The 24443-nt window shown below is 64.6% G+C and carries 24 protein-coding genes; 16 read left to right on the plus strand and 8 right to left on the minus strand.

The window, feature by feature from the left end:
• Positions 1 to 32: 32 nt before the first annotated feature.
• Positions 33 to 857 (plus strand): RMD1 family protein, encoded by an 825-nt coding sequence (locus U1E20_RS03695; RefSeq protein ID WP_409979234.1) that lies wholly within the window; start codon positions 33 to 35, stop codon positions 855 to 857.
• On the opposite strand, the gene miaA is transcribed toward U1E20_RS03695, so the two are convergent.
• Positions 820 to 1761 carry a tRNA (adenosine(37)-N6)-dimethylallyltransferase MiaA gene (miaA, locus tag U1E20_RS03700; RefSeq protein WP_409979235.1) on the minus strand — a complete coding sequence of 314 codons (942 nt, stop codon included), beginning with the start codon at positions 1759 to 1761 and terminating at the stop codon, positions 820 to 822. The genes U1E20_RS03695 and miaA overlap by 38 nt on opposite strands.
• A 27-nt stretch (positions 1762 to 1788) precedes the next feature.
• Here miaA and serB point away from each other — a divergent pair, with 27 nt between their 5' ends.
• Positions 1789 to 2691, plus strand: a complete 903-nt coding sequence (gene serB, locus U1E20_RS03705) for a phosphoserine phosphatase SerB (protein ID WP_409979236.1) — start codon at positions 1789 to 1791, stop codon at positions 2689 to 2691.
• Between the two features lie 42 nt (positions 2692 to 2733).
• Here serB and U1E20_RS03710 read toward each other — a convergent pair whose 3' ends face one another.
• Positions 2734 to 3024: a hypothetical protein gene (locus U1E20_RS03710; protein WP_409979237.1), complete on the minus strand. Its 291-nt coding sequence runs from the start codon at positions 3022 to 3024 to the stop codon at positions 2734 to 2736.
• 249 nt (positions 3025 to 3273) lie between these two features.
• On the opposite strand from U1E20_RS03710, the gene U1E20_RS03715 reads away from it, so the two are divergent.
• The 5 genes from U1E20_RS03715 to U1E20_RS03735 all read left to right on the plus strand — a co-directional run bounded on the left by U1E20_RS03715 (position 3274) and on the right by U1E20_RS03735 (position 10229).
• Positions 3274 to 4239, plus strand: coding sequence for an IS5 family transposase (locus tag U1E20_RS03715; RefSeq protein ID WP_409979238.1), 966 nt, complete (start codon positions 3274 to 3276; stop codon positions 4237 to 4239).
• A gap of 185 nt (positions 4240 to 4424) precedes the next feature.
• Positions 4425 to 5372: a thiamine-phosphate kinase gene (gene thiL, locus U1E20_RS03720; RefSeq protein ID WP_409979239.1), complete on the plus strand. Its 948-nt coding sequence runs from the start codon at positions 4425 to 4427 to the stop codon at positions 5370 to 5372.
• Between the two features lie 183 nt (positions 5373 to 5555).
• Entirely contained in the window at positions 5556 to 7736 is a 2181-nt protein-coding gene (locus tag U1E20_RS03725) for a sodium-translocating pyrophosphatase (RefSeq protein WP_409979240.1), read from the plus strand.
• Positions 7737 to 7846: 110 nt separating this feature from the next.
• Positions 7847 to 8074 (plus strand): ribbon-helix-helix protein, CopG family, encoded by a 228-nt coding sequence (locus U1E20_RS03730; RefSeq protein WP_409979241.1) that lies wholly within the window; start codon positions 7847 to 7849, stop codon positions 8072 to 8074.
• Between the two features lie 121 nt (positions 8075 to 8195).
• A complete protein-coding gene (locus tag U1E20_RS03735; RefSeq protein WP_409979242.1) occupies positions 8196 to 10229 on the plus strand; it encodes an NAD(+) synthase in 2034 nt (677 codons plus the stop codon).
• Positions 10230 to 10286: 57 nt separating this feature from the next.
• On the opposite strand, the gene U1E20_RS03740 is transcribed toward U1E20_RS03735, so the two are convergent.
• Positions 10287 to 10460 (minus strand): DUF1328 domain-containing protein, encoded by a 174-nt coding sequence (locus tag U1E20_RS03740; RefSeq protein ID WP_409979243.1) that lies wholly within the window; start codon positions 10458 to 10460, stop codon positions 10287 to 10289.
• A gap of 184 nt (positions 10461 to 10644) precedes the next feature.
• Between U1E20_RS03740 and U1E20_RS03745 the strand changes: the two genes are divergently transcribed.
• Entirely contained in the window at positions 10645 to 11310 is a 666-nt protein-coding gene (locus U1E20_RS03745; protein WP_409979244.1) for a DUF6629 family protein, read from the plus strand.
• On the opposite strand, the gene U1E20_RS03750 is transcribed toward U1E20_RS03745, so the two are convergent.
• Positions 11307 to 12173 (minus strand): D-amino-acid transaminase, encoded by an 867-nt coding sequence (locus U1E20_RS03750; protein ID WP_409979245.1) that lies wholly within the window; start codon positions 12171 to 12173, stop codon positions 11307 to 11309. The two genes, U1E20_RS03745 and U1E20_RS03750, sit on opposite strands and share 4 nt — an antisense overlap.
• A gap of 191 nt (positions 12174 to 12364) precedes the next feature.
• Here U1E20_RS03750 and U1E20_RS03755 point away from each other — a divergent pair, with 191 nt between their 5' ends.
• Both U1E20_RS03755 and U1E20_RS03760 read left to right on the plus strand, forming a co-directional pair.
• A complete protein-coding gene (locus U1E20_RS03755; RefSeq protein WP_409979246.1) occupies positions 12365 to 13762 on the plus strand; it encodes a hypothetical protein in 1398 nt (465 codons plus the stop codon).
• Positions 13763 to 13770: 8 nt separating this feature from the next.
• The gene (locus U1E20_RS03760) at positions 13771 to 14802 is read left to right on the plus strand and encodes a M14 family metallopeptidase (RefSeq protein ID WP_409979247.1); all 1032 of its coding nucleotides are present in this window, start codon (positions 13771 to 13773) and stop codon (positions 14800 to 14802) included.
• Positions 14803 to 14822: 20 nt separating this feature from the next.
• Here U1E20_RS03760 and U1E20_RS03765 read toward each other — a convergent pair whose 3' ends face one another.
• The 4 genes from U1E20_RS03765 to U1E20_RS03780 all read right to left on the minus strand — a co-directional run bounded on the left by U1E20_RS03765 (position 14823) and on the right by U1E20_RS03780 (position 17542).
• Positions 14823 to 15197: a copper-binding protein gene (locus tag U1E20_RS03765; protein ID WP_409979248.1), complete on the minus strand. Its 375-nt coding sequence runs from the start codon at positions 15195 to 15197 to the stop codon at positions 14823 to 14825.
• Positions 15198 to 15228: 31 nt separating this feature from the next.
• Positions 15229 to 15675: a four-helix bundle copper-binding protein gene (locus tag U1E20_RS03770; protein WP_409979249.1), complete on the minus strand. Its 447-nt coding sequence runs from the start codon at positions 15673 to 15675 to the stop codon at positions 15229 to 15231.
• 89 nt (positions 15676 to 15764) lie between these two features.
• Positions 15765 to 16379: a DUF938 domain-containing protein gene (locus U1E20_RS03775; protein ID WP_409979250.1), complete on the minus strand. Its 615-nt coding sequence runs from the start codon at positions 16377 to 16379 to the stop codon at positions 15765 to 15767.
• A gap of 203 nt (positions 16380 to 16582) precedes the next feature.
• On the minus strand, positions 16583 to 17542 hold the full coding sequence (locus U1E20_RS03780; RefSeq protein ID WP_409979251.1) for an endonuclease/exonuclease/phosphatase family protein: 960 nt from the start codon (positions 17540 to 17542) through the stop codon (positions 16583 to 16585).
• Positions 17543 to 17646: 104 nt separating this feature from the next.
• On the opposite strand from U1E20_RS03780, the gene U1E20_RS03785 reads away from it, so the two are divergent.
• The 6 genes from U1E20_RS03785 to U1E20_RS03810 all read left to right on the plus strand — a co-directional run bounded on the left by U1E20_RS03785 (position 17647) and on the right by U1E20_RS03810 (position 24413).
• Positions 17647 to 18336, plus strand: coding sequence for a Crp/Fnr family transcriptional regulator (locus U1E20_RS03785; RefSeq protein ID WP_409979252.1), 690 nt, complete (start codon positions 17647 to 17649; stop codon positions 18334 to 18336).
• Positions 18337 to 18484: 148 nt separating this feature from the next.
• Positions 18485 to 18850, plus strand: a complete 366-nt coding sequence (locus U1E20_RS03790; RefSeq protein WP_409979253.1) for a polysaccharide deacetylase — start codon at positions 18485 to 18487, stop codon at positions 18848 to 18850.
• 264 nt (positions 18851 to 19114) lie between these two features.
• Positions 19115 to 20473, plus strand: a complete 1359-nt coding sequence (locus U1E20_RS03795) for a tetratricopeptide repeat protein (RefSeq protein WP_409979254.1) — start codon at positions 19115 to 19117, stop codon at positions 20471 to 20473.
• A 12-nt stretch (positions 20474 to 20485) separates the two neighbouring features.
• Positions 20486 to 21382, plus strand: coding sequence for a FecR domain-containing protein (locus U1E20_RS03800; protein WP_409979255.1), 897 nt, complete (start codon positions 20486 to 20488; stop codon positions 21380 to 21382).
• Positions 21383 to 21431: 49 nt separating this feature from the next.
• Positions 21432 to 23648, plus strand: coding sequence for a CHASE2 domain-containing protein (locus U1E20_RS03805; RefSeq protein WP_409979256.1), 2217 nt, complete (start codon positions 21432 to 21434; stop codon positions 23646 to 23648).
• Between the two features lie 78 nt (positions 23649 to 23726).
• The gene (locus tag U1E20_RS03810; RefSeq protein WP_409979257.1) at positions 23727 to 24413 is read left to right on the plus strand and encodes a hypothetical protein; all 687 of its coding nucleotides are present in this window, start codon (positions 23727 to 23729) and stop codon (positions 24411 to 24413) included.
• Positions 24414 to 24443 lie beyond the last annotated feature (30 nt).

Consider the following 24443-nt stretch of genomic DNA (forward strand, 5'->3'; position numbering starts at 1 on the left):
ATGATCGCGTCGCGAAGCCACAAGGTCAGAACATGGTCGACACAATGCATTCTCCGGCGGCGGCGGCCTTGATTCCGCAGACGCTCATGGCCCGAGCGCTGCTGCTCGGCGAGCGAATCGACACGGAGGGTCTCGAGCGGGCCGATCTGGTTTCGACGGCGCCGCTCGCCTTCCGCGTCGGGCAGGGCGGATTCGCCGTGCTGTATCGCTTCGGGGTCGCCGTTCTCTTCGGACTGTCGCCGCTTGAGGAGGATGAAATCGTCAAGAAGACCGGCCTTCGCGTCTCGGGCGCGTCGCGCGGCGACGACGAGACGCTGATCGTCGAAGCGACGCCTGACGGCGAGGAGAAGGCGCTGCCAGACGGGCGTCTGGCGGTCAAGGATCTTTCCGAGGCGCGTTTGCTGGTGATCGCCGACGTCCTGGCGAAAAGCGTCGCGCTGGCGCGCGACGAGCGCCGGGTCAACGCCGTCTTCGACACGATTGAACCTTTCGCCGCCGAACTCGCGGCGAAGGGCAGTCCGCCATGGAAGCGCAAATCCATGTTGGAGCTGATGGGCCAGACTTTGCTCGTGCGCCACCGCGTCTCGGGCCGCGTCGCGGTCGACGACAAGCCGGACGTGCTGTGGGATCGGCCGGACCTCGAACGGCTTTATGCGCGTCTTGAGGATGAGTACGAACTCACGCCGCGGGCGCGCACGCTGAGCGCCAAGATCGACGTGATCGGCGAGACGGCTCGCGCGCTCACCGATCTCATCGACGCGGCGCGCTCGGTTCGGCTGGAGTGGACGATCATCGTTCTGATCGCGATGGAAATCGCCCTCACTCTATTTCAGATGTTGGTGGCGCGCATGAGCTGAGCGCGGCGTCGACGTCGTTCAGCGGCGTTTCGCCAGCGATCCATTTGAAATGCGGAAGCTGATGCCGCGCGAAGGTGTGTTGCCGCTTGGCGTAGCGGCGCGTGTCGAGCTGGCTGCGCGAAATCGCTTCCTCCAGCGTGAGTCGTCCGTCGAGATAGGCGATGAGATGCGGCACGCCATGGGCGCGCATCGCCGGCAGCGCAGGGTCTAATTCGCGCGCCTTGAGCGCCGCGACTTCCTCGATCGCGCCTTGCCCCGCCATCCGTTCGAACCGCGCGTCGATGCGCGCGTAAAGCTGCTTGCGCTCCGGCGCGAGGAAAAAGGCGGCGCATTCGGCCGCGTTCAGCAGCGGCGGGCTGCGCGGGCCGTGAAAGGAGACGAGTGGCTTGCCTGTCGCCTCAAATATTTCGAGGGCGCGCAGCAGCCGCTGCGGATCGGTGTCGCGCAGAGTCGCCGCCGTATCCGGATCACGGGCGGCGAGTTCGGCGTGAAGCTCACGCGAGGTCTTGTCCTTGGCCCAGGCGCGTAGGGCTTCGCGCACTTCCGCGGGCGCCGCCGGAATGTCCGAAAGCCCATGGAGCGCGGCTTTGAAATACATGCCGGTGCCGCCGACGATGATCGGCGTCAGCTCGCGCGCCTCGAGCTTGCGCAGCGCGGCGGCGAAATCGTCAAGCCAGCGTCCGACGGAATAATTCGCCGCCGCGTCGACATGGCCGAAGAGAAGATGCGGCGCGGCGGCTTCCTCTTCGAGCGTCGGGCGCGCGGTGATGATCCGCAGGTCGCGATAGACCTGCATCGAATCGGCGTTGACCAGCGCGCTCGGCCGGCGGCGCGCTAGCGCCAGCGCCAGCGCGGACTTGCCCGAAGCGGTTGGACCTGCAATGAGAATGGCGCGCGCGCGCATGCCGCTATTGCCGCTGAAACGATCGAGATGTCAAAGCCCATCGACTATGTCGCGACCTTTGTCGCCGGCCGGGGGGCTGGGCTCAATGAACGCGCGGTGTCGGGCGCTCTCTATGACGCCGGGCTGATCGACGCCGGACGCGATTGGCTCGCGGAAGGTCTCGCCGTCGACGCGTTTCTGTCCGTCGCGGGACATGACCTCGCCGATCTGCGGTCGCGTCTCCTGGCGGCGGTCGCCGATGATCCGATTGACGTCATCGTTCAGCCGACGATCGGACGTCGCAAGAAGCTTCTCGTGGCCGACATGGATTCGACGATGATCGGACAGGAATGCGTCGACGAACTCGCCGGCCTCGTCGGCCTGCGCGAACATGTCGCGGCGATCACCGAACGCGCCATGCGCGGCGAGGTCGATTTCGAAAACGCCTTGAAGGAACGGGTGGCGCTGCTTGCGGGGGTGACGCTCGCTCAAGTCGAGACTCTGCTGACGCGCATCACGCTGACCCAGGGCGGGCGCCAGCTCGTGCGCACGATGCGCGCGCATGGCGCCCATACGGCGCTGGTCTCCGGCGGTTTCACGCAATTCACCGAACCGGTCGCCGCCCGCATCGGCTTTCATGAGACGCGCGCCAATCTTCTCGAAATTTCTGATGGCGCGCTGACCGGCGCGGTGGTCGCGCCGGTGCTCGGACGCGAAGCCAAGCGAGCGGCGCTGATCGAATTGCGCGACGCGCGCGCGCTGCCGCACGACGCGACGCTCGCCATCGGCGACGGCGCCAATGATCTCGACATGCTGCGCGAGGCGGGGCTGGGCGTCGCCTTCCACGCCAAGCCGAAAGTGGCGGCGGCGGCGGACGCGCGCATCGATCACGCCGATCTGACGGCGGCGCTCTATGCGCAGGGATTTCGGCGGGAGGAATTTGTGGATTGACTTTGCGGAACGCCCCGGCGCGCTGGCGCCGGGCCGATCTTTTCAAAAGCCGCGGTAAAAGACGTAGCGCGGGCCATAGTAATAATAGGCCGGCCGCGGATAGTAGACCGGGTAGGGACGATAATAGGCCGGATAAAACCTCTGGCCGCCGCCCTGGCGTCCGGCTTTCGGCTTCTGGCTCTCGCCGCTCGAACCTTTCGAGTCCTGAGACGCGCTCTTGCCTTCGCCGTCGCCGAGATGGAGCTTGAGTTCGATCGTCTGAGCGGTCGCCGCTCCGGAAAATAAGAATGCGAGGGCCGCAGACGCGAGGGTAGTACGAAACATGGTTTTCATGAAGCTCTCCTGAATATGTGCTTTTTAAAATCAGCGGCGCCGTTTGCCTTCGGCTCCGGGATCAAATTCGATCCGACGCCATCGTCAACTGGGCACGCCCCTTTGTAAGTGCGCTCGCGCACATGCCGCGCGCCAGCTCGAGTCGGCCCCTCGTCCTTCGAGACAGCCGCTGCGCGGTCTCCTCATCCTGGCGACCTTTGCACGAATCGGGTGGCGTGATTCACTTGTGCTGAAGAGTGGGAGATGCAGATGCCGAAACGTCGGGTCGGGCAGCTTGAATTTCTTGACGTGCTCGTTGCGCAGCGTGGGCGGTCTCGGCCATTGGCGCTGATGGACATCGCCAGTCTCGTCGACTGGGCGCCGTTCGAGAAGCTTTCGAGCGCTCTTCACGTCGCGGCGAGAGGCGAGCCGTCCGATCCGGCGCTCGTCATGTTCAAGACGCTGCTCTTGCAGCGCTGGCATGGCCTGTCCGATCCCGAGATGGAGACGGCGTTGGCCGATCGTCTGAGTTTCACGGCCTTTGTTGGCCTGTCGCTCGGCGATCCGACGCCGGATCACTCGACCATCTGGCGATTTCGCAAGCAGCTTGGCGTCCACGATCTGCTCGACAAGCTGCTTGCCGAGGCCAATCGTCAGATCGCATTGGCCGGCCTGATGCTCAGGCAAGGACCCCCGATTGACGCGACGCTGGTGACGAGCGCCGCACGGCGTCCGCGCATGGACGAAGGCAAGATGAGCGCGACAGACAAGGCGGCGCGGTTTGGCACAACCAGTGAACGCGGCCGTTTCGCCTTCGGCTACAAGATGCATGTCGCCGTCGACGCCGGCTCGGGTCTTGTGCGCGACATGAAGTTGACGCCCGCCAATGTGCAGGATGTCGCGGTGGCGCCGCAGCGTCTCGACCATGCGGCTGGGGTCGTCTATGCGGACCTCGGCGAGGACAGCGACGGATTGCGCGCGGAGCTGGCGCGCCGCGAACTGGGCGACGGCCTCATGCGCAGAAGGCGCGGCTGGCCGCTGACGGCGGCGGAGGTCCTGCGTAATCACCAACTGTCGCTGACCCGACGCGCCATCGAAAGCCTGTCCGGCACGATGAAGCGAAGTTACCGGCTCGGCCGCATGCGCGCCTTTACCCAGTTGCGCAACGCCGCCGACCTCACGTTGTTCCGCCTCGCCTTCAATTTGCGGCGCTGGCGCGTCCTCGCCGCTCTTTGAGCGCCTTGGCGGCGGCCCAAGTCGTCCCGACGACGAGGCGCAGCCGCAGCCCGCACTCAAAACGACGCCTTCTTGGCAATCAATCCACCCCAAAAAGCCTACTCGCGCCAAAACCGCCTTCCGTGCAAAGGTCTCCAGCATGAGGAGCAAGCGCAGCTCGCGTCTCGAAGCACGTGGGCGAAGTCATGTCACGCTATAGCGAAGACGAGATCATCGCCCGCGTGTTCGCGCCGATCGCCGGCGCGGCGGCGTTGGGGTTAAAAGATGACGCCGCTCTGCTTGCGCCGGAAGGCGCGCCGCTGGTCGTCACCACCGACACGGTCGTCGCCGGCGTGCATTTTTTCGCCGACGACGCTCCGGCGCTGATCGCCAAAAAGGCGCTGCGCGTCAATCTTTCCGATCTTGCCGCCAAGGGCGCCGAGCCGATCGGCTTTCTGTTGGGCCTGGCGCTGCCCGGCGACTGGACCAATGACTGGCTCGACGCCTTCGCCGCCGGGCTCGCGGAGGACGCGCGCGCTTACCGCGCGCCGCTGATCGGCGGCGACACCGGGGCGACGCCCGGCCCGCTGACCATTTCAATCACGGCGCTCGGCCGCGCGCCGCGCTTCGTGCCGCGCACCGGCGCCAGGCCCGGAGACGCGATTTTCGTCTCGGGGCCGATCGGCGACGCCGCGCTGGGTCTTGCCGTTCGCCGCGATCCCGCGCTCGCGGCGCGTCTCCCCGCCGAGGCGCGCGACCATCTCATCGGACGCTACCTGCTGCCGAAGCCGCGACTCGATCTCGCGCCGTGGCTCGCCGCCAACGCCAGCGCCGCGATGGATATTTCCGACGGGCTCGCCGGCGATCTCGCCAAGCTCTGCCGCGCCTCGGGCGTCAGCGCCATGGTCGATCTTCCCGCCGTTCCGCTGTCCGCCGCCGCCCGAGAGGCGATCGCGATCGAGCCGGCGCTGTTCGAGACGGCGATGACCGGCGGGGATGATTATGAAATCCTCATTGCCGCCGGGCCTGACGCGGCCCCTCCGGCGCCCGCCGGCCGCATCGGCGAGATTGCGGCGGGAAAGGCGCCGCCGATCTTCCTCGACGCTCAAGGAAAGCCGGCTTTTTTCAAAAAATTGTCCTTCCAACACTTCTAAAAAATAGCAGCGCCGCAGCATTGCCGCGCGGCTACGTTTCTGGCAGAAAGCCCGCCGGAAAGCCGTGTCCCCGCCCGAGTCGCTCGGCGGGGCCGGTCCTCTTTTTTTCGTTGCGCGACACGATCGCCGCGACGTGACCAATTCGGCCATTCCCCGGTCGAGGAACGAAAAGGCGAAGTCAAAATGGTTCTGTTTCTAACCATCGTCTTCGGACTGATGTCTATCGTTTACGGCGTCAAGACCTCTCAGGAATTGCTTGCGGCCGATCCGGGGTCGGCGCGGATGCAGGAGATTTCGGGCGCGGTCGCCGAAGGCGCGCAGGCCTATCTCAATCGCCAATACAAGACCATCGCCATGGTCGGCGGCGTGATTTTTCTGGTCCTCGCCATTTTGCTCGGCTGGGCGGTCGCCTTCGGCTTCCTGCTCGGCGCCATTCTCTCCGGCGCCGCCGGCTATATCGGCATGAATGTCTCGGTGCGCGCCAATGTCCGCACCGCCCAGGCGGCGACGAAATCGCTCGCCGGCGGCCTCGACATCGCCTTCAAGGCCGGCGCGGTGACCGGACTTCTTGTCGCCGGCCTCGCCCTGCTTGGCGTCGCGGTTTATTATGCGATCCTCACTTGGTACGCCGGCTATGCGCCCTCTGATCGTACGGTCGTCGACGCGCTTGTCGCGCTTGGCTTCGGCGGTTCGCTGATCTCGATCTTCGCGCGCCTTGGCGGCGGCATTTTCACCAAGGGCGCCGATGTCGGCGCTGACCTCGTCGGCAAGGTCGAAGCCGGCATTCCCGAGGACGATCCGCGTAATCCGGCGACGATCGCCGACAATGTCGGCGACAATGTCGGCGACTGCGCCGGCATGGCGGCCGACCTTTTCGAGACCTATGCGGTGACGGTCGTCGCCACCATGGTGCTCGCCTCGATCTTCTTCGCCGGCCAGGAGGGACTGGCCTCGGCGATGATCTATCCGCTCGCGATCGGCGGCCTCTCGATCCTCACCTCGATCGCCGGCACCTATTTCGTGAAGATGGGCGATGACGACACCGAATGGGGCAAATTCGCCGCGCCCTACTTCAAGCAGCTCGGCATCGACGATTCGATCATGGGCGCGCTCTATAAGGGCCTCATCGCCACCGGCGTGCTGTCGATCGCCGGCCTCTTCCTGGCGACCACCGTCACCGTCGGCTGGGGCGAGATCGGCAAAGTGAATGGCGAAGCCATTCACGGCTACGGCCTGTTCCTCTCGGGCGTTCTCGGCCTGATTGTTACTGGCGCCATCGTCTACATCACCGAATATTACACCGGCACCGGCAAGCGTCCGGTGGTGTCGATCGCTCAGGCGTCGGTGACCGGCCATGGCACCAATGTCATCCAGGGCCTCGCCGTGTCGCTTGAAGCGACCGCCGCGCCGGCGCTGGTCATCGTTCTCGGCATCATTCTCACCTATGAGCTTGGCGGTCTCTATGGCACCGCGATCGCGGTGACGACCATGCTCGGCCTCGCCGGCATGATCGTGGCGCTCGACGCTTTCGGCCCGGTCACCGACAACGCCGGCGGCATCGCCGAAATGTCGGGCCTGCCGAAGGAGGTGCGTCGCAACACCGACGCGCTCGACGCGGTCGGCAACACCACCAAGGCGGTGACCAAGGGCTACGCCATCGGCTCGGCGGGCCTCGGCGCGCTGGTGCTCTTTGCCGCCTACACCAATGATCTGAAGCATTTCATCGAGGCGGGCGTGCCCTTCTTCAAGGGCATCGACAAGGTCGATTTCGACCTGTCGAACCCATATGTCGTGGCGGGTCTCCTGTTCGGCGGCCTGATCCCCTATCTCTTCGGCGGCATCGCCATGACGGCGGTGGGCCGCGCCGCCGGTTCGGTCGTCGTCGAGGTGCGCCGGCAGTTCAAGGAGAAGCCCGGCATCATGGCCGGAACGGACCGGCCGGATTACGGCCGCGCCGTCGACATGCTGACCCAGGCCGCGATCAAGGAAATGATCGTGCCCTCGCTGCTGCCGGTGCTGGCGCCGATCGTCGCCTTCATCGTCGCTTGGATTCTCGGCGGCAAGGCCAACGCCTTCGCCGCGCTCGGCGCGCTGCTGCTGGGCGTCATCGTCAACGGCCTGTTCGTGGCGATCTCGATGACCTCGGGCGGCGGCGCCTGGGACAACGCCAAGAAATCCTTCGAGGACGGCTTTATCGACGAGGCCGGCGTCAAGCATGAGAAGGGCTCGGACGCCCATAAGGCGGCGGTGACCGGCGACACGGTCGGCGACCCCTATAAGGATACCGCCGGCCCCGCGGTGAATCCGGCGATCAAGATCACCAATATCGTCGCGCTGCTGATGCTGGCGATTTTGGCGCATTGAGCGAAGCGCGAGGCGGTTTTGAGAGGGCGGGGGAGACCCCGCCCTTTTCTTTTGAAACTGTCCTGAAATCTTGGAAGAATGTCAGAGTCTTCTCCAAGGATCGAAGAGATATGACCCGCGTTCGCGAGACGTTTACGTTCCAAGTGGATAGCGCTCTGCTGGCCCAGATAGGAAAGCTCGCGAAGCAAGAGGGCCGGCAGGCGCACGCCGTCATCGAGGACGCTCTGCGAGCGCACGTCGCGCTACGCAGCAGGGCGAAATCTCGACCTCACGTCATGAACGTCCATAGATCGAGCCTTCAGCGCTACGGCGTCCTCTATGAGAAACTCGCCGAATGAACCGATCGGCGCGTCGAGACGATCGGCGCGAGGCCGTCCGCGGCGAATAGGCATGTGACTTTCGCGCGGGCGTCTTGCATTATCGCAGCGGACGAGCGTTTCGGCGGCGCAGGCGGACTTCATGACCCACCCCTTCTATTGTCTGCACACGCATGGCTTCGTCCGGGTCGCGGTTGCGACGCCGAAGGTGCGGGTCGCCGATCCGGCGTTCAATGCAGCGCGGACGATCGAACTGGCGCGGGACGCCGACAAGCACGGCGCGTCGCTCGTTCTGTTCCCCGAATTGGGACTGTCCTCCTATGCGATCGACGATCTTCTGCATCAGGAGGCGCTGCTCGACGCCGTCGAGGCGGCGCTCGCCGAACTTATCGAAGCGTCTTGCGGCATTCATCCGCTGATCGTCGTCGGCGCGCCGCTGCGTCATCGCGGCCGCCTCTATAATTGCGGCGTCGCGATCCTGCGCGGCCGCGTTCTCGCGGCGACGCCGAAAGTCTATCTGCCGAATTATCGCGAATTCTATGAGGGGCGGCACTTCGCTTCGGGCGCCTTCGTCGCCGGCGAAGAAATCGAAATCGCCGGACAGTTTGCGCCCTTTGGCGCCGACACGCTTCTCGAAGCGACGGATTTCTCTGGCCTCGTCGTCCATATGGAAATCTGCGAGGACGTTTGGGTTCCGATTCCGCCATCGGCGCGCGCTGCGCTCGCCGGCGCAACCGTGCTGCTCAATCTTTCTGCGTCGAACGCGATCGTCGGCAAATCGGACTATCGCGAGACGCTCTGCGCGGCGCATTCGGCGCGCTGCCTTGCGGCCTATCTCTATTCGGCGGCGGGACAGGGCGAGTCCACCACCGATCTCGCCTGGGACGGCGAAGCGCTGATCTGTGAAAGAGGCGACATTCTCGCCAAAGCGCCGCGCTTTTCCGATGAGCCGCAATTGACGCTCGCCGACATCGATATCGGCCGTCTTCTTGCCGAGCGCATGCGGCAGGGCAGCTTCGGCGCCTGCGCCGACGTGGAGCAGGGCGCGACGCATTATCGCCGAATCGCGTTCGAACTTGCCCCGAGCTGCGACCGCGATTTCGGCTTTTTGCGCGACGTCGGACGCTTCCCCTTCGTGCCGTCCGATGAAACGCGACTGGCCGAACTTTGTTTCGAGGCGTTCAACATACAGTCGCATGGACTCGAACAGCGCCTGCGCGCCGCGAAGATCAACAAGGTCGTGATCGGCGTCTCTGGCGGATTGGATTCGACGCAGGCGCTGCTGGTGGCGGCGACGGCGATGGACGCGCTCGGCCTGCCGCGCGAGAATGTGCTGGGCTTCACGCTGCCGGCCTTTGCCACCAGCGAACGCACCAAGGCGAACGCCTGGCGGCTGATGCGTGCGCTTGGCGTCACGGCGCAGGAAATCGACGTGACGTCCGCCTGCAAGCAGATGCTCGCCGACATCGACCATCCGGCGGCGCGCGGCGAAGCGCTTTACGACGCGACTTACGAGAATGTGCAGGCGGGGGCGCGCACGTCGCTTCTATTTCGTCTCGCCAATCGCCATGGCGCGATCGTTATCGGCACCGGCGATCTCTCGGAACTCGCGCTCGGCTGGTGCACCTATGGCGTCGGCGATCACATGTCGCATTACAACGTTAATGCGTCAGTTCCCAAAACGCTGATCCAGCATCTCATCCGCTGGTGCGCCCGCGACGCGCGCTTCGGCGCGGAAACGGCGCCGGTGCTTGAAGATATTCTCGCGACGGAAATTTCGCCCGAGCTTGTGCCCGGCGAGACGACGCAGCGGACCGAGGCGACAGTCGGACCCTACGCCCTGCAGGATTTCAATCTCTATTACGCGACGCGTTACGGATTTACGCCGGCGAAAATCGCCTTCCTCGCCTGGCGCGCCTGGCGGCATGCGGCGGCCGGATCATGGCCGACCGGCGTCGCGGAAAACGACAAGGTCGCCTATGACCTGCCCACGATCAAACATTGGCTCGGCGTCTTCGTGAAGCGTTTTTTTGAGGGCAGCCAGTTCAAGCGGTCGGCGTTGCCGAACGGCCCCAAAGTCAGTTCGGGAGGATCTCTGTCGCCGCGTGGAGACTGGCGCGCGCCATCGGATTCGGTCGCGGACGCCTGGATAAGCTCGCTCGACGACATTCCCTGACGCCGACACGCCGGCCGCTCATGAAGAGCAGCCGGCTCTTCGTCTGTGGCCGGAAAGTCAGGCGCGCCGGAGGAGACTGACGATAACGGACACGATCAGCAGAACCAGCGCGACCCAGAACAAGATGCGCGCGCCTTCAACCGCGACGCCTGCGACGCCGCCGAAGCCGAGAAAGGCGGCGACGAGCGCGACAATCAGAAAAACGACGGCCCAATACAGAAGGTTGCCCATTTTAACCTCCGCTTTCGAACTTACGTCATAGAACTCGGTTACCGCACAGATGTTCCAGAGCCGATGGTCCAGCCGCTGAGGCGCGCGCATGGCTTAGGTCTCGACGTCGTCAAAATTGGCGTTAAAATGGTTCACAGCATTAACGTCACCCGCTCTTGATCAACGTCACTTGCTGTTGGACGTCATGTGCTATTCGCTTGAGGCAAGCATTACCGCTGGGCTCGGCCTGGGATTGGCCGGTTACGGCATGGTTTCAAAAGCGCTGCGGCACGACCGGCGCATGTTGCTCTTCGCCCTGTTTCCGGTGGTGTTTTCAGCGCATCAATTCGTCGAGGCGGCGGTCTGGCTCACCCGCGGCGATCCGATCGCCGGCCAGCCGTTTCGCTATCTTTACACGCTGATCGCTTTCACGGCGTGGCCCGTGCTCACGCCCTTCGCCGCCGCCTATGCCGAATCCGATCCGGAGCGGAAGCGTCTGTGGCGCACCATGGGCCAGGTGGGCGTCGTTTTGGACATTTATCTGATCGCCAAGCTCGCCGGCGCCGACGGCATCGATCTGACGATCTATCGGCATTCGCTCGCCTATGATCCGTTGTTCGAGCGTCCGCCGCTCGCGGCGGATTTTCTCTACCTCGTGCTAACGGTGACGCCGCTCATCTTCAGCGAGAGAAGAGCGATCAATATTTTCGGCGTCGCGGTTTTGATCACCTTCTTTATGGCGCTCGCCGCCAATCGACCGGCTTGGTATTCCGTTTGGTGTCTCGCCGCCGCGCTGTTCAGCCTGATTATCGCGCTCGCGATTGAAGGGGCGCGAAGCTCCAACTATGACGAACTGGAAATTCAGCGCTAGCCCGTCGCGTCAGGATTCATCGCCCATTCGAGATAGAGCGTCCGAAGCAGGCGCGTCTTGTCGCCCGGCGCGCCAGAGCCGATCGGACGGCCGTCGATCTCGACGACAGGCAGCACGAGATTGGAGGCGCTGGTAAGAAAAGCCTCCTTCGCTTCATAGGCCTCGGTGACCGAGAAACATCGCTCCTCGATGGTCAGTTTTTCGCGCGCCGCGAGCGTCTGCACGGCTTTGCGGGTGCAGCCGGGAAGAATCGCGGGCGAGTTCGGACGGGTCACGATCACGTCCGCCTTAGTGAGGATGAAGGCGGTGGAGGACGAACCTTCCGTCACCAGGCCGTGGCGATCGACCATCCAGGCTTCCTGACAACCGGCGTCGAGCGCCGCCTGTTTCGCCAGCACCTGGGCCAGCAGCGCGATGGTCTTGATGTCGCGCCGCGCCCAGCGCAAATCGGGGACGGTGAGGATTTTCACGCCGGTTTGCGCGGCGGGTGAGGCGATGATGTTTTTCTTCTGGGCGAAGGCGACGATTGTCGGCGCCGTTCCGCGCGGAAAACCGAAGTCGCGGTCGCCGGCGGCGCCTCTGGTGATCTGCAGATAGACGAGGCCTTCGTTCACTTCGTTTCTTGCGACGAGTTCAGTCTCGATATCGGCGATCGTCTGTATCGCGGGGGCGTTCGCGATACGAAGTTCGCGCAGGGAATTCTCGAGCCGCGACAGATGCGAATCATTGTCGACGAGCCGTCCTTCGATGATGGCGGCGACTTCATAGACGCCGTCCGCGAACAGGAAGCCGCGGTCCAAAATCGACACGCGCGCCTCGGCGAGAGGAAGGTAAGCGCCATTCACATAGGCGATGTCAGACAAGTTCGGCTCCGGGCGAAGACGCGCAAATCTATCGCAGCGCTTGCGGTTTGTCGCGCGCACGCTCTTGGTTTTATCGATAAGTCGGAAGGCCTACATTAGAGCGATCCGCGGCGAATCGGCTCTCGATCGATATAGGCTTCATGCGACCCAGTCGCGGAACGCCGACGCCCGCGAGGCCGAAAGGGGGAAACTTGGGCGAAGAAATCAAGACGGCTGGCTTCACCCCGGCCGACAAGGCGCGCTTTTTGGGCCGCCTCGCCGAGGAAACCAGGGTCGCCCGCCGACTGTATGAGGAGGAGCGATTTTCGCGCGACGGCCACATGGTGGGGTTCGAAATCGAAACCTGGATCGTCGACCACAATTACGCGCCTTCGTCGATCAATCAGACCGTGCTCGAGGCCCTTAATCACCCGCTCGTCGTGCCGGAACTGTCGCGGTTTAATCTCGAACTCAATTGCGCGCCGTTGCGCCTTTCCGGCGACGCGCTGACGCAAGCGCATGACTCGCTGACGCGGCTCTGGGCGACTTGCAACGACGTGGCCCATCGGCTCGACGCCAATCTCGTGCTGATCGGCACGCTGCCGACAATCCGCGACTCCGATCTCACGCTGGCCAATATGTCGCCGCTCAACCGCTATTATGCGCTGAACCAGGAAGTGCTGCGGCAGCGCGGCGGCGAGCCGCTGCATGTCAATATCGCCGGCCGCGACCGGCTCGCCTCCGTCCATCAGGACGTGATGCTCGAGGCGGCGACGACGTCGTTTCAGATCCATCTCAAGACGCCGGCCGATCTGGCGCATCTCTATTACAACGCCTCGGTGGCGGCTTCCGGGCCGATTCTGGCGGCCTGCGGCAACGCGCCCTTCCTCTTCGGCAAGGCCTTGTGGGAAGAAACGCGCATCCCGCTCTTCGAACAGGCGGTGAAAGTGCCGGGCCCGGCCCGGGTCTCCATGGGCTCGAACTATGCGACGCGATCGCTGATCGAAATCTTCGAGGAGAATATGCGCGATTATGATGCGCTGCTGCCGATGGCGTTCGACGATCCGCCCGAGGCGATGCGGCATCTGCGCCTGCATAATGGCGTCATCTGGCGCTGGAACCGTCCGCTGATCGGCTTCGACGAGAGCGGCGCGCCGCATCTGCGCATCGAGCACCGCATCCTGCCGGCGGGGCCGACCTTTATCGACATGATGGCGAATGCGGCGCTTTATCTCGGCCTCGCCCGCAGCCTCGCCATGTCCGGAGACGGCGCCGGCGGCCTCGCTTTTAGCGACGCCAAGCGCAACTTCTATTCCGCGGCGCGTTTCGGACTCGACGCGCGGCTTGAGTGGCCGGGGGAGGGGGAAATCGCGGCGGACCGACTGCTGCTCGAACGCCTGATTCCCGACGCCAGGGCGGGGCTCAGCGATCTCGGCGTCGCCGAAGACGGCTTCCTCGACATTATCGAAGCGCGTGTGCGAACGCGCCAGACCGGCGCGGCCTGGCAGCGAAAAGCGCTTGAGGCGCGCGGCGGCGATCTTTATGGCCTGATGGCGGCCTATTGCGAACGCCAGCGGAGCGGCGCGCCGGTCCATCAATGGGAAATATGAGGAGTAATGTGACCGACGCGCCTTGTGCCCTGCTCGACCGGCTGCCTGACGGATTTCTCGACTGTCCCGCCAAACGCCTGAAGGACATCCTGCCTCGACCGACGTTGTTCGACCTGAAAGGCCGCGATCCGCGGCCGCTGTTCGTGTCGACCCTGCTGCACGGAAACGAAACCAGCGGCCTCGCCGCGGTGCAGGAGGCGCTGCGCCGGCGGGTTGGGCGCGGATTGAACCGTTCGCTTATCCTGTTCATCGGCAATGTCGACGCCGCCGCGCAGAATCTGCGGACGCTGCCCGGTCAGCGCGACTTCAACCGGGTATGGCCGGGCACGGCCTTTCCTGACGATCCGCTCGCCCATATGGCGCGCTGGATTTACGATTACGTCGCGAAGCGCGAAGCATTCGCCGCCGTCGACATCCACAACAACACCGGCTTCAATCCGCATTACAGCTGCATCAGCAAGCTCGACGCGAAATATGTCGCGCTGGCGCAGCTCTATTCTCGCATCGTGGTGCTGTTTCAGCGTCCGCGCGGCACTTGCGCGGCGGCTTTCGCGGAGCTTTGCCCGGCGATCACGGTCGAATGCGGCAAGTCCGGACTGGAGGCGGGCGCCCAACACGCCATCGAATTGCTCGACGCCTGCCTCTCGATCGCGGAGCTCCCCGACCACCCGCCGGCGGCGCAAGACGTGGAGCTGCTGCGCACTCACGCGATCGTGAAGCCGCCGGCCGGCGCGAGCTTCTCCTTCGATGGAACGCCCGCGGATTTTCTCTTCCGGCCGGACATCGACCATCTCAACTTCAGCGAATTGGGCGCAGGCGCCTCGTTCGGCGCGCTCGGCGACGACGAGGCGCGGCTCGACGTCCTGCCGGGCGACGGTTTCGATACCCAGCCGCTCAATTATTTTGATTACGCCGGCGGCGAAATCAGACTCGCGCGTTCAGCGATCCCCGCGATGCTGACGGTCGACCGGAACGCGGTTCAGCAGGATTGCCTGTGCTATCTGATGCACCGCATCGGCATGGACGGCGTCGGCAAATAACGCCGAAGCGAAAGCGCGCGTTAAGGCTTCTCGGGCTGAACGTCTTCGACGACGTAAAGGCCCTTTGCGTCGCGACTGATCGTGAATTTGATCTTCATGCCCTTCGACAGGCTGGAAAGATCGACGTTCGGCGCGACGCGAAACGCCATCGTCATCGGCGACATTTCCAAGGGTCCCGAGACCGGACCATGGGTGATCATGATCCGCCGCTCGTCGGCGTCGATCGCCCTGACGACGCCGTCGCCCTGACCGGTCGTCTTGCCCGCCGTCTCCGCCGCCTGGGCGATGACGAGGCCCGGCGCATTGACCGCCGCCGAATTGGCCGAGGCGCCGCCGATCCCGAAAAATGCGGCGGCGCCGGCCGCGACGAGGAATGTGAAACGCTTGGTCTTCATCGCGGTTCTCGGCTTCGCAGTGTGGCGTCCGTTAGACCTTACGGCATTCGTTGGCGCATTCTTGGCAAGCCTTGCCGCAGGCCGTGCATTCGGCGATATGTGGAAACTTGTCGCACTGCTTCTTGCAGTCCTCGCAAATCGTGGCGACCACTTTCGCCATCGCAGGAACATGCGAAGAGTTGATCGCGGCCAGCGTTGCGAGCGCGTTGCATGCGGCGACTAGCTGCATTGAGGCGTCGGCGCATTCCGCCATGCTCGTGTCCTTCATCGCGAACATGCCAAGACAATGCCGGAGGCAGTCATTGCCGGTGGACACGCAGTCGATCGTGGCCTTTTCGAGCCCCTTGTAGAGAGCGGGATGCATATCCTCCATTTTGGCGCCGCCGGCGGCCTCGGCGAATGCTTGAGTGGCGAACGCTTGAGCGGCGGTTGCAACCGCGGCGGCGGATCCGACGGCGATAAATTCACGACGTTGCATGGTTTCTCTCCAAGTGGCTTCACTTCAGGCTTGACTACGCTCACGCGTAACGCCGGCGGCGCAGTTGAGCGCCGCCGGGAGGGCTGCGCTCATGCCGCTTCGAAGCTGCGGCGAAAGATGACGCTGAGATTGTTGGCGGGCATTTCCACGACCTGAGGGTCCCCAAATCCTTTCCCGCGCGCGACCCTCGCGACTTCTTCGAGATCACGGACGCCCCAGTCGGCGTTGCGCGCGCGAAGGCTCGCGTCGAACTCAGCGTTGCTTGGCGCGGTGTGGGCGCCGCCCCGCCTGTATGGCCCATATAGATAGAGCGGCGCGTTCCCAGGCAAGGCGCAGCGCGCGCCCTCGAACAGGCTCACCGTCGCGCTCCAAGGCGAAATGTGAATCATATTGATGCAGATCATCGCGTCAGCGGCGCTCACTGGCCAGGGAAATCTTTCGACGTCGAGCGGTAGCGGCGCACAGACATTTGCGGCGCCGGCGGCGGCGATCCAGGCCGCGATGCTCTCGCGTGCTTCGGCGCTCGGGTCCGACGGACAGAATGTCAGGTCGGGGAACGCCGCCGCGAAAAATGTGACGTGCTCGCCGGCGCCGCTTGCGAGTTCGAGCGCCAGCCCCGTCGTGGGCAGAATTTTGCGAAGGACGTCGAGAATCGCTTCTCGATTGCGAGCGGTCGATGGCGCGAAGAGGCGCTTGTCGTTCATATGGCTCCCTTGCTCACCCGATCGCCGCCGATCGCCGAAGCGTTAGCGCCGTTCCATCGCAGGCGCGTGACGAGAGATCGCTAAGCGCGGCCGACTGGCTATTGCGGGGCTATTCAAGAAAGGCGCCGCGCAAGACGCAAGCGCACGCCCTAGTTGAATCGTCAGGAAGGTTCGAGCCCAAACCATTGCGGCTCGATTTATGTTCAGACCAGCTCAAATTCGGCGACCACCGGCGCGTGAAGCGACGCGTCGATCGGGTCGGGCGCATAGACTTCGTCCTGAAGCCCCTCGTTCAGGATCGTGGTTTCGCGCCAGGCGGCGGCGAGCGCGGGCGAGGCGAGGAGGTGGTCGATCAGCGTCGGCCGGCCCGCATGGATGACGGTGAAGCGCCGCGACGGCTCGACGCGCTCCTCCAGCGGGACAAGAATGCGCGGCCCTCGCGCGGCTTCATCTTGCCCGCCGCGAAGGAGTCGCGTCGGCGCATCATGGGCGTCGGCGTTGAAATCGCCGGCGACTGCGATGAGCGCGTCGGGCTCGGCGTCGAACAGCGTCTCGGCGAACAGCCGGGCTTCGAGCGCCTGGCCCTCGCGTTTGAGCGCCGCCACGAACTGGCCTTCGATCTGCGCGCCGCTCGACCCCAGCCCGCGCGCCGTCGCCACTGGAATGGCGCGGGGCGCGCGCAGATGCAGATTGACGACATGAAGCGCACGGCCGTTGGGAAGCTCGACCAAAGCATAGAGCAGCGGCCTGTCCCAGACGATCTCCACCGGCTCGGGCTGTGAGCCGTCCGCCTCGCGCGGCGGCGGCCAGTCCCATCGGGCGACGATATCGTGATGGATCTGGCGGCGCGCGCCCATCGGCCATCGCGACAGGATTGCGAGATTATGCACGTCGGCGGGGACGTCGGCGCCGGGCCGCACGGTCGTCGCCCGATGAAAGGCCGCGTAACGCGTGGTCGCCAGCAATTGGTCGAGCGCGATATATTGCCGTGCGCCGCGCTTATGCTCGCGCTGCGCGTGGATTTCCTGCAGGCACAATATATCGGCGTCGAGCGCCTCCAGCAGAGGGCGCAGCGCGCCGGTTCGGCGCGCGAAAGCGTCCGGCTTGGCCGCCGACCAGTCGAGATTTTCAAGATTGAACGTCGCGAGCCGGAACGCCTGCATGGTCGATCATCGCCCGAACCGCCGGCGCGCGCCAGTAGATTGCGCCTCGACGACATCGACGTTTCGCGGCAATATCGGCGCAATTTCCAATCCGGGAGCGCGATGTGTCCCTCTTCGACGGGATCCCCTTTTTCCTTGGTTTAGATCCCGCTCGCGGGGAACAGCTGGCGCGGCAATGCGTGCGCCGGCGTTACGCCGAGCATGAACTGGTCCTCGACTTCGACGATCCTTCGACCGACGTCTATTTCATCGTCAGCGGCGACGTTCGGGTGCTCATTCGGACCGCCGCCGGCAAGGAAATGATCTTTGGCGACTTCGGACCGGGGAAATTCTTCGGCGAAATGGCGGCGATCGACGGGGCGAAGCGCTCCGCGAACGTAACGGCGCTGACGAACGCCGAACTTTTGCTGGTGCCGCCGATCGTCTTTAAGGAAATCGTGTTCGGCGAGCCCGAAATATGCGAGAGGCTGTTGCGTCTGCTGACCTTGCGCGTGCGCGAGCTGAACACGCGGCTTTTCGAGCGGTCGGTGCTTGATCTCAGGCATCGGCTCTATTCCGAATTATTGCGCATGTCGGCGCCCCGCAAAGGCTCGCCGGACCAGGGGATTGTCTCGCCGCCGCCGTTTCAGCACGATCTCGCCGCCCGAATCGGCTGCCGGCGCGAGCAGGTCAGCCGCGAACTTTCGGCGATGATCGACGAAGGCCTCGCCGAAAAAATCCGCGGCGGGCTCGTGCTGTTACGGCCGTCAATTCTGGAAAAGCGCGTTCAAGAGGCGCTCAACGAAGCGGAATGAGCCGTGTGCGCTCTCGCACAAACAGATGATGCGCGGCGCGCTACCGTCGCTATGCTGCCGGTAGGAGGCGAAGGACCCACGGCAGAGCAAGTGATTGGGAGAAACCAAAATGAATCCCGAATTAATGCCGATTGGGCGTTGCGCGGAGATGGCTGGACTGCGTAGTCATGAGCTTGTCTTGGGCGTGAGCCCGAGCGACAAGCACCAGCGCATGCTGGCGCGTTACCGCCGCGCCGTTTCGCTCGATGCGGCGAGAGGACGAGTCGTCGCCGACATACGCAGCGCCGTGAAGATTGGCGCGGCGCGCCGCGCCGCCGACCTGCTGATCGTGCTGCGCTGGTTGCTCGCACCGGAAGCGTCTCTCGACAGTTCGCCCGCCGTGGCGCGCCCGCGTCGCCGCACGCCTTCGGCGCGCCGGCGGCGGGCGATCGATCCGACGCCGCTCGCGCAGGAGTCCTCTAAGAGCGGCGGTGAAGTCGTCCTGCTCTTCGATTGCGGGCGGCGGCGCCGTTAGGCGCGCCGTCGCCGCCTGTGGTTTTAGCGCAACACCGGACAATTTGTTTCATCCCCGCCGTGGGCGCAGAGGGCGTTGAATAAATTGACAAGTCTTTGCTGCATAGAGGAATTCGCGGTGCGAGCGTCGCGCCGTCCCGGCTTTGCGGCGAAGGCGCCAGGCGCGCGAAAGCTTGCCGCTCCAGGCGACATGAGTCAGCTTTCCGCAGAGCTGGCGGTCGGGTTGCGGGAGCCGCTGATCCAAACTTTCAGGGGCTTGCCTTTCATGACCGCATCTAAAGTGGCGACGAAGCTTGTTGGCGCGCTGCTCGCCGCCTTGGCGTGTTGGGGTCCGGCGATCGCGCAGGAAGACCAGCGCGCCGAACAGGCGCGGCTCGCCGCCCAAATTCAACTTAATCCAACTGACTATGAGGCGACGTATCGTTACGTCCTGCTGTCGACCGAGCTGCGCGACTATGAGGCGGGGATCGGCGCGCTCGAACGCATCCTGATGTTCAACCCCAATCTGTCCCGCGCCCGAAAGGAGCTTGGCTTCCTCTATGCGCGGCTCGGGTCCTATCAGCTTTCGGCCCAGCATCTGCGCAAGGCGCTCGACGAAGGCGGCCTCGATCCGGTTCAGGTTGCGCAGATCGAGGCGCAGCTGCCCGACATCGAGAAGCGCACCCAGGCCAACCGGCTCTATCTGAGAATCCACACCGGTCTCCGGGCGCAGTCGAACGCCAATTTCTTTCCGACCAACAATCTGTTCCAGGTTGGTGGCGTCGGCGTGGCGTCGGCCGCCGCGCGGAAGGGCGACATCAACAGCTTCCAGTTGGTGCAAGCCGCCCATGACTATGATTTTCAGAATGCGCGCGGCGATCAGCTGGAGACGCGGCTCACCGGCTACGCGACCGAACAGTTCCGCCTGCCGCAATACAGCGTGGCGCTCTTTGCCGGCACGATCGGGCCGCGTATCCATGTCGCGCCTGATCTCTATCCGAGCCTGTCGATCAAGCCCTATCTGACGGGCGTGGTGTCCATGCTCGGCGGGACGAATTATCTGAACGCGGGCGGCGGCGGCGTGAGTTTTGGGGCTGAACTCAACCCCAATATTTGGTTCGAGCCGGGCGCCGAATGGCGGACGATCAGCGTCAATCCCCTTCCGGGCTCGTTCAACTTTCTGGGCGCGTCGCCCTACCAGACCTTGTCGACGTTGGCGACGGGTGATGTCGCTACCGGCTATCTGAGCGGGACATACAGGCTGACCAGCGATCTGCGTTTCGAGAGCCGCGTCGCCTATTCCCGCGCTTGGGCGGGCAATCCGCAACAATCTTCGAATCAGGTCGACGTTCAGGCGATGCTGCGGTTCGAGTTCGATCCGCCGTTCGAGATCATCCCGCGCCGATGGACCGTCGCGCCCTATGGCCGCTTCACGCATCTTGCCTTCGACGCCGCCAATCTGCTGATCAACCCGTTCACCGCGCGTCGCGACAACGTCTGGATCGGCGGCTTGCTGGTCGACTTGCCGGTCTCGGCCACTTTCGGTTTCGCCGGCAACGTCGAATTCGCGCGCAATGATTCGAACATACAGAATTTCAAGACGCAGAACCTGTCCGTCAGCTTCGGGCCGACGGCGAAATTCTAACGGAGACGACGGATGAAAAAACTCTCCGTGGCCGCAACGACCGTTTTGGCGCTCCTCGCTTGCCCTGCGCTCGCTGAAAAGGTCGGCAATGTGGGCGCCGTGAATCAAAGCGCCCATGGCACGCCGCCCGGCGCCTCGAAGCGCGCGCTTTCGGTCGGGCTCGGCGTGCAGCGGCGCGAACGCATCGAGACGAGTCCCGAAGGCAGCGCCCAGATCGTCTTTGACGACACGTCGACGATGACGGTCGGACGCAACAGCGCCGTCACCGTCGACAATTTCGTCTATTCCGGCGGGCGCGGTCAGCAGGGCGTGTCGATGGCGAAGGGCGTGATGCGCTTTGTCGGCGGCGGCGTCAGCCATGAGGGCGGAACCAAGCTGCGGACGCCGACGGCGTCGATCGGCGTGCGCGGCGGAACGGCGCTGATTCAAATCGGCGGCTCATGCGGCACGCTGATCGTTCATCAATATGGTTCGATCGACGTCGGCGGGCAGACGCTTACTCGCGCGGGCTATGGCGTTTGCGCGCCGCACGGCGGGCCGGTCTCGGCGCCTTTCCTGGTGCCGCCGGAGAAGATCGCGGAAATCATCGCGGCGCTGGAGAGTGGCAAAAGGCAGCGCGGCGGCGTCAAGCGCCAGCCGACGAGCGAAGAGGCGAATCTGGCGCTGGGCAACGACCCTCCGCCGGACGTTGTCAGCTCGCCTGGGCTCGACGCGCTTGGCCCGATATGGTTCGGCAACGCCCTGGTGCAGAGCCGCGCCAATGTCGACAATCAGCCTGCGACGCTGTTGACGCCCGCGCCGCCACACCGGCATCACGGTCATCGCCAGGGCGGCTATGGCGGCGGAGAAGGCGAGGGCGGCAACGGCGGCAGCGGCGGCCCCATCTTCGGGGGGAATGGAGGCGAATAACGCGGCAACGGCGTTGGCGGCGACCGCGCGGTCGTGATGCGAGGTGCGAATGTTGAAGCGGCGTCGCGCCTATCTTCTCGCGCTTGTCGCCGCTGCGGCGCTCATTCTCCCTTGGGGCGTGGTTCAGCCCAGGGCGCTCGACGATTTGCGCAATTTCGTCTTCGACACGTTCCAGCGCATCGCGCCGCGCGCCTATGACCCCGAGGCCCCGACGCGGGTCGTCGGCGTCGATGAGAAAAGTTTGAAGGCCTATGGGCAGTGGCCTTGGCCGCGGGCGCGGCTGGCCGAGCTTGTCGACCGGCTGCGCGACCTCGGCGCGGCGTCCATCGCCTTCGATTTCCTTTTCGCGGAAGCGGATCGCTACGGCGCTTCACAGCTCGTCGACGCGATTCCCGACGCCCGCGCCCGCGCCGAGGTGGCGAAGCTGGTCGCCAAGACGCCAAGCGGCGACCAGATATTCGCTCAGGCCCTCGCGCGGGCGCCGGCGACGCTCGGCGTCACTCTGACCGACGCGGTCGTCGCGCCGCTGCCGGCGAAGTCGGGGCTGGCGACCGCCGGCGACGATCCCGCGCCCTTTCTCGTCTCCTTCGCCGGCGCGGTCGGCCCGGAGCGTCAGCTGGCGGACGCGGCTCAAGGGCTCGGCGCGACGAATTGGCTGCCGGACCACGACCAGATCGTGCGGCGGGTGCCGCTCGTCATCCGCGCCGGCGAGGTTCTGATGCCGTCGCTGGCGCTCGAAGCCTTGCGCGTCGCGCAGGGCGAGTCGGCGATCGTGATCCGCTCGTCAAACGCCAGCGGGCAAACGGCTTTCGGCAAGCAGACCGGCGTCAATGCGATCAAGGTCGGCGCCTTCGAAATCGAGACCGGGCCCAACGCGGAGGTTCGGCCGCGCTATTCACATAGCGCCGCGGCGCGAGACATTTCGGCGAAGGACGTTTTCGACGGTCGCGTGGCGCGAGAGGAAATCGAAGGACGGATCATCTTCGTCGGCGCGTTGGCGACGGGGCTCGGCGACATCCGCGCCACGCCTCTGGAGCCGGTCGCGCCCGGGGTGGACGTCCATGCGCAGATCATCGAGTCGATCGCTTCCGGCGCGCTGCTCGCGCGACCGGACTGGGCGCCGGGTCTGGAGTTCGTCGTCGCCGCGCTCACATTGCTGCTGCTCATGGGCCTGCTTTACGTCGCGCCGCCGCTCGTCTCGGCGGCGGCCGCGCCGCTCGTCGTCGTCGGGCTTTTCGCAGGCGCCTTTTATCTTTTCGATCGCCACGGCCTGCTGCTCGATCCCGCCTATCCGAGTCTCGCGATCATCGGGGCCTATCTCTTCGGCGCCGTCACGCTGTGGCGCGCCGAAACCTCGGCGCGTCGCCATGTGCGTCAGGCTTTCGGCAAATTCGTCTCCCCCGCCGTGGTGGACCGTCTCGCGGAACATCCTGATCGGCTGGTGCTCGGCGGCGAGACGCGCGAACTCACCGTGCTGTTTTCGGACCTGCGCAATTTTTCGCGGATTTCGGAAGGGATGAGCGCGCGCGAACTCACGCAGTTCATGAATGATTATTTGACGCCGATGACCGACGCCATTCTCGAAGAGGAAGGGACGGTCGACAAATATATGGGCGACGCGGTGCTTGCCTTCTGGAACGCGCCGCTCGACATCGACGATCATCCCCGCAGGGCGGTGCGGGCGGCGCTGGCGATGCGCGAGGCGCTCGTCGGCCTCAATCAGCGGCGCGTCGAGGCCGCTGCGGCCTCCGGCCATGACATTCAGCCGGCGGCGATGGGGCTCGGCCTCCATCTCGGCCCGTGCAGCGTCGGCAATATGGGGTCGATCCGGCGCTTCGACTATTCGATCCTCGGCGACACGGTGAATCTCGCGTCAAGGCTCGAAGGCGCAAGCAAGGCCTTTCAGACCGACATCGTGGCGTCAACCGCGGTGCGCGACGCGGCGCCGGACTTCGCCTGGATCGATCTCGGGCGGGTCCGGGTGCTTGGAAAAAGCGAGGCGACTGAAGTTTTTGCGATCGCCGGCGACAACGGCATAGCCGGTTCCGATTCGTATGTGCGCTGGCGCAAATCGCACGATCTGATGCGCGAGGAGTATGAATCGGGCCGATTCGACGCCGCCGCCGAGCGCGCTTCGGCTCTGGCGCGGTCGGTCCCCGAGCCCTGGCCGGCGCTCTATGTCGCCCTGGAGGAGCGATATCGGATGCTGGCGGGACAGGGGTTGCAGGTTAACTGGTCGTCGGTGTGGAATCTTTCGAGCAAGTGACCTTATCGTCCGAGCGCGACAGCTTTCCGCCGTGTGATCGCATGCGTTACGTCTTCATCTCAGGATCGCTACTCGCGCATGATCTCAAATTCGGTACAGACTTATTGGGGCCTGATCGCATCGCGTCATGACCCAAACGCCTTCGCGGCTCTCGACGCCGCCTACCGCGAACCGCAGCGCGGCTACCACGACTGGGGCCATATCGGCGATTTGCTGGCCAAGCTCGACGACTTCAAGTCGCTGGCCGTGCGGCCCGATCTGATCGCGGCGGCGATCTTCTGGCACGACGCCGTATACGTCACGCGCGCCAGCGACGGCCTGCTGCGTCCCGACGCGGAAAATGTTCGCGCGAGCGCCGAATTGTTCGAGCGCCATTCCAACTTCGATCGAATGGAATCCGCCGCGATTTACGAGCTGATCATGGCGACGGCCAATCACCTCAACGCGCGCGCGACGACCGAGCACTATCCCGGTTTCGCCAGCGACCTTGATTTGTTCCTCGATCTCGATCTTTCCTCGCTCGGCGCGCCATGGCCGATATTCGCGCGAAATCTCGAGCAGCTACGCTTCGAATATGACTGGGTGCCCGAGCCGCTGTTTTGCCTTGGCCGACTCCAAATGATCGACACATTCGCCGCGCGCGGAGACCAGCTCTACAGGCGCGACGAGACGCGAAAGCTTTGGAATGCGCGCGCCCATGAAAATCTCGCGCGCGCGCAGGACGAGCTGCGCCGGCAGGTGGCGCGGCTCGCCTCGTCGGCCTGAATCAGACTCAAAACGACGTTTCCACTTTCT

It is taken from the genome of Methylocystis sp., assembly GCF_046349115.1.
Taxonomy (GTDB): domain Bacteria; phylum Pseudomonadota; class Alphaproteobacteria; order Rhizobiales; family Beijerinckiaceae; genus Methylocystis.

Coding starts and splice junctions, on each gene's coding strand:
- U1E20_RS03695 (WP_409979234.1), top strand. CDS start 33: ATGGTCGACACAATGCATTCTCCGGCGGCGGCGGCCTTGATTCCGCAG.
- miaA (WP_409979235.1), bottom strand. CDS start 1,761: ATGCGCGCGCGCGCCATTCTCATTGCAGGTCCAACCGCTTCGGGCAAG.
- serB (WP_409979236.1), top strand. CDS start 1,789: ATGTCAAAGCCCATCGACTATGTCGCGACCTTTGTCGCCGGCCGGGGG.
- U1E20_RS03710 (WP_409979237.1), bottom strand. CDS start 3,024: ATGAAAACCATGTTTCGTACTACCCTCGCGTCTGCGGCCCTCGCATTC.
- U1E20_RS03715 (WP_409979238.1), top strand. CDS start 3,274: ATGCCGAAACGTCGGGTCGGGCAGCTTGAATTTCTTGACGTGCTCGTT.
- thiL (WP_409979239.1), top strand. CDS start 4,425: ATGTCACGCTATAGCGAAGACGAGATCATCGCCCGCGTGTTCGCGCCG.
- U1E20_RS03725 (WP_409979240.1), top strand. CDS start 5,556: ATGGTTCTGTTTCTAACCATCGTCTTCGGACTGATGTCTATCGTTTAC.
- U1E20_RS03730 (WP_409979241.1), top strand. CDS start 7,847: ATGACCCGCGTTCGCGAGACGTTTACGTTCCAAGTGGATAGCGCTCTG.
- U1E20_RS03735 (WP_409979242.1), top strand. CDS start 8,196: ATGACCCACCCCTTCTATTGTCTGCACACGCATGGCTTCGTCCGGGTC.
- U1E20_RS03740 (WP_409979243.1), bottom strand. CDS start 10,460: ATGGGCAACCTTCTGTATTGGGCCGTCGTTTTTCTGATTGTCGCGCTC.
- U1E20_RS03745 (WP_409979244.1), top strand. CDS start 10,645: ATGTGCTATTCGCTTGAGGCAAGCATTACCGCTGGGCTCGGCCTGGGA.
- U1E20_RS03765 (WP_409979248.1), bottom strand. CDS start 15,197: ATGAAGACCAAGCGTTTCACATTCCTCGTCGCGGCCGGCGCCGCCGCA.
- U1E20_RS03770 (WP_409979249.1), bottom strand. CDS start 15,675: ATGCAACGTCGTGAATTTATCGCCGTCGGATCCGCCGCCGCGGTTGCA.
- U1E20_RS03775 (WP_409979250.1), bottom strand. CDS start 16,379: ATGAACGACAAGCGCCTCTTCGCGCCATCGACCGCTCGCAATCGAGAA.
- U1E20_RS03780 (WP_409979251.1), bottom strand. CDS start 17,542: ATGCAGGCGTTCCGGCTCGCGACGTTCAATCTTGAAAATCTCGACTGG.
- U1E20_RS03790 (WP_409979253.1), top strand. CDS start 18,485: ATGGCTGGACTGCGTAGTCATGAGCTTGTCTTGGGCGTGAGCCCGAGC.
- U1E20_RS03795 (WP_409979254.1), top strand. CDS start 19,115: ATGACCGCATCTAAAGTGGCGACGAAGCTTGTTGGCGCGCTGCTCGCC.
- U1E20_RS03800 (WP_409979255.1), top strand. CDS start 20,486: ATGAAAAAACTCTCCGTGGCCGCAACGACCGTTTTGGCGCTCCTCGCT.
- U1E20_RS03805 (WP_409979256.1), top strand. CDS start 21,432: ATGTTGAAGCGGCGTCGCGCCTATCTTCTCGCGCTTGTCGCCGCTGCG.
- U1E20_RS03810 (WP_409979257.1), top strand. CDS start 23,727: ATGATCTCAAATTCGGTACAGACTTATTGGGGCCTGATCGCATCGCGT.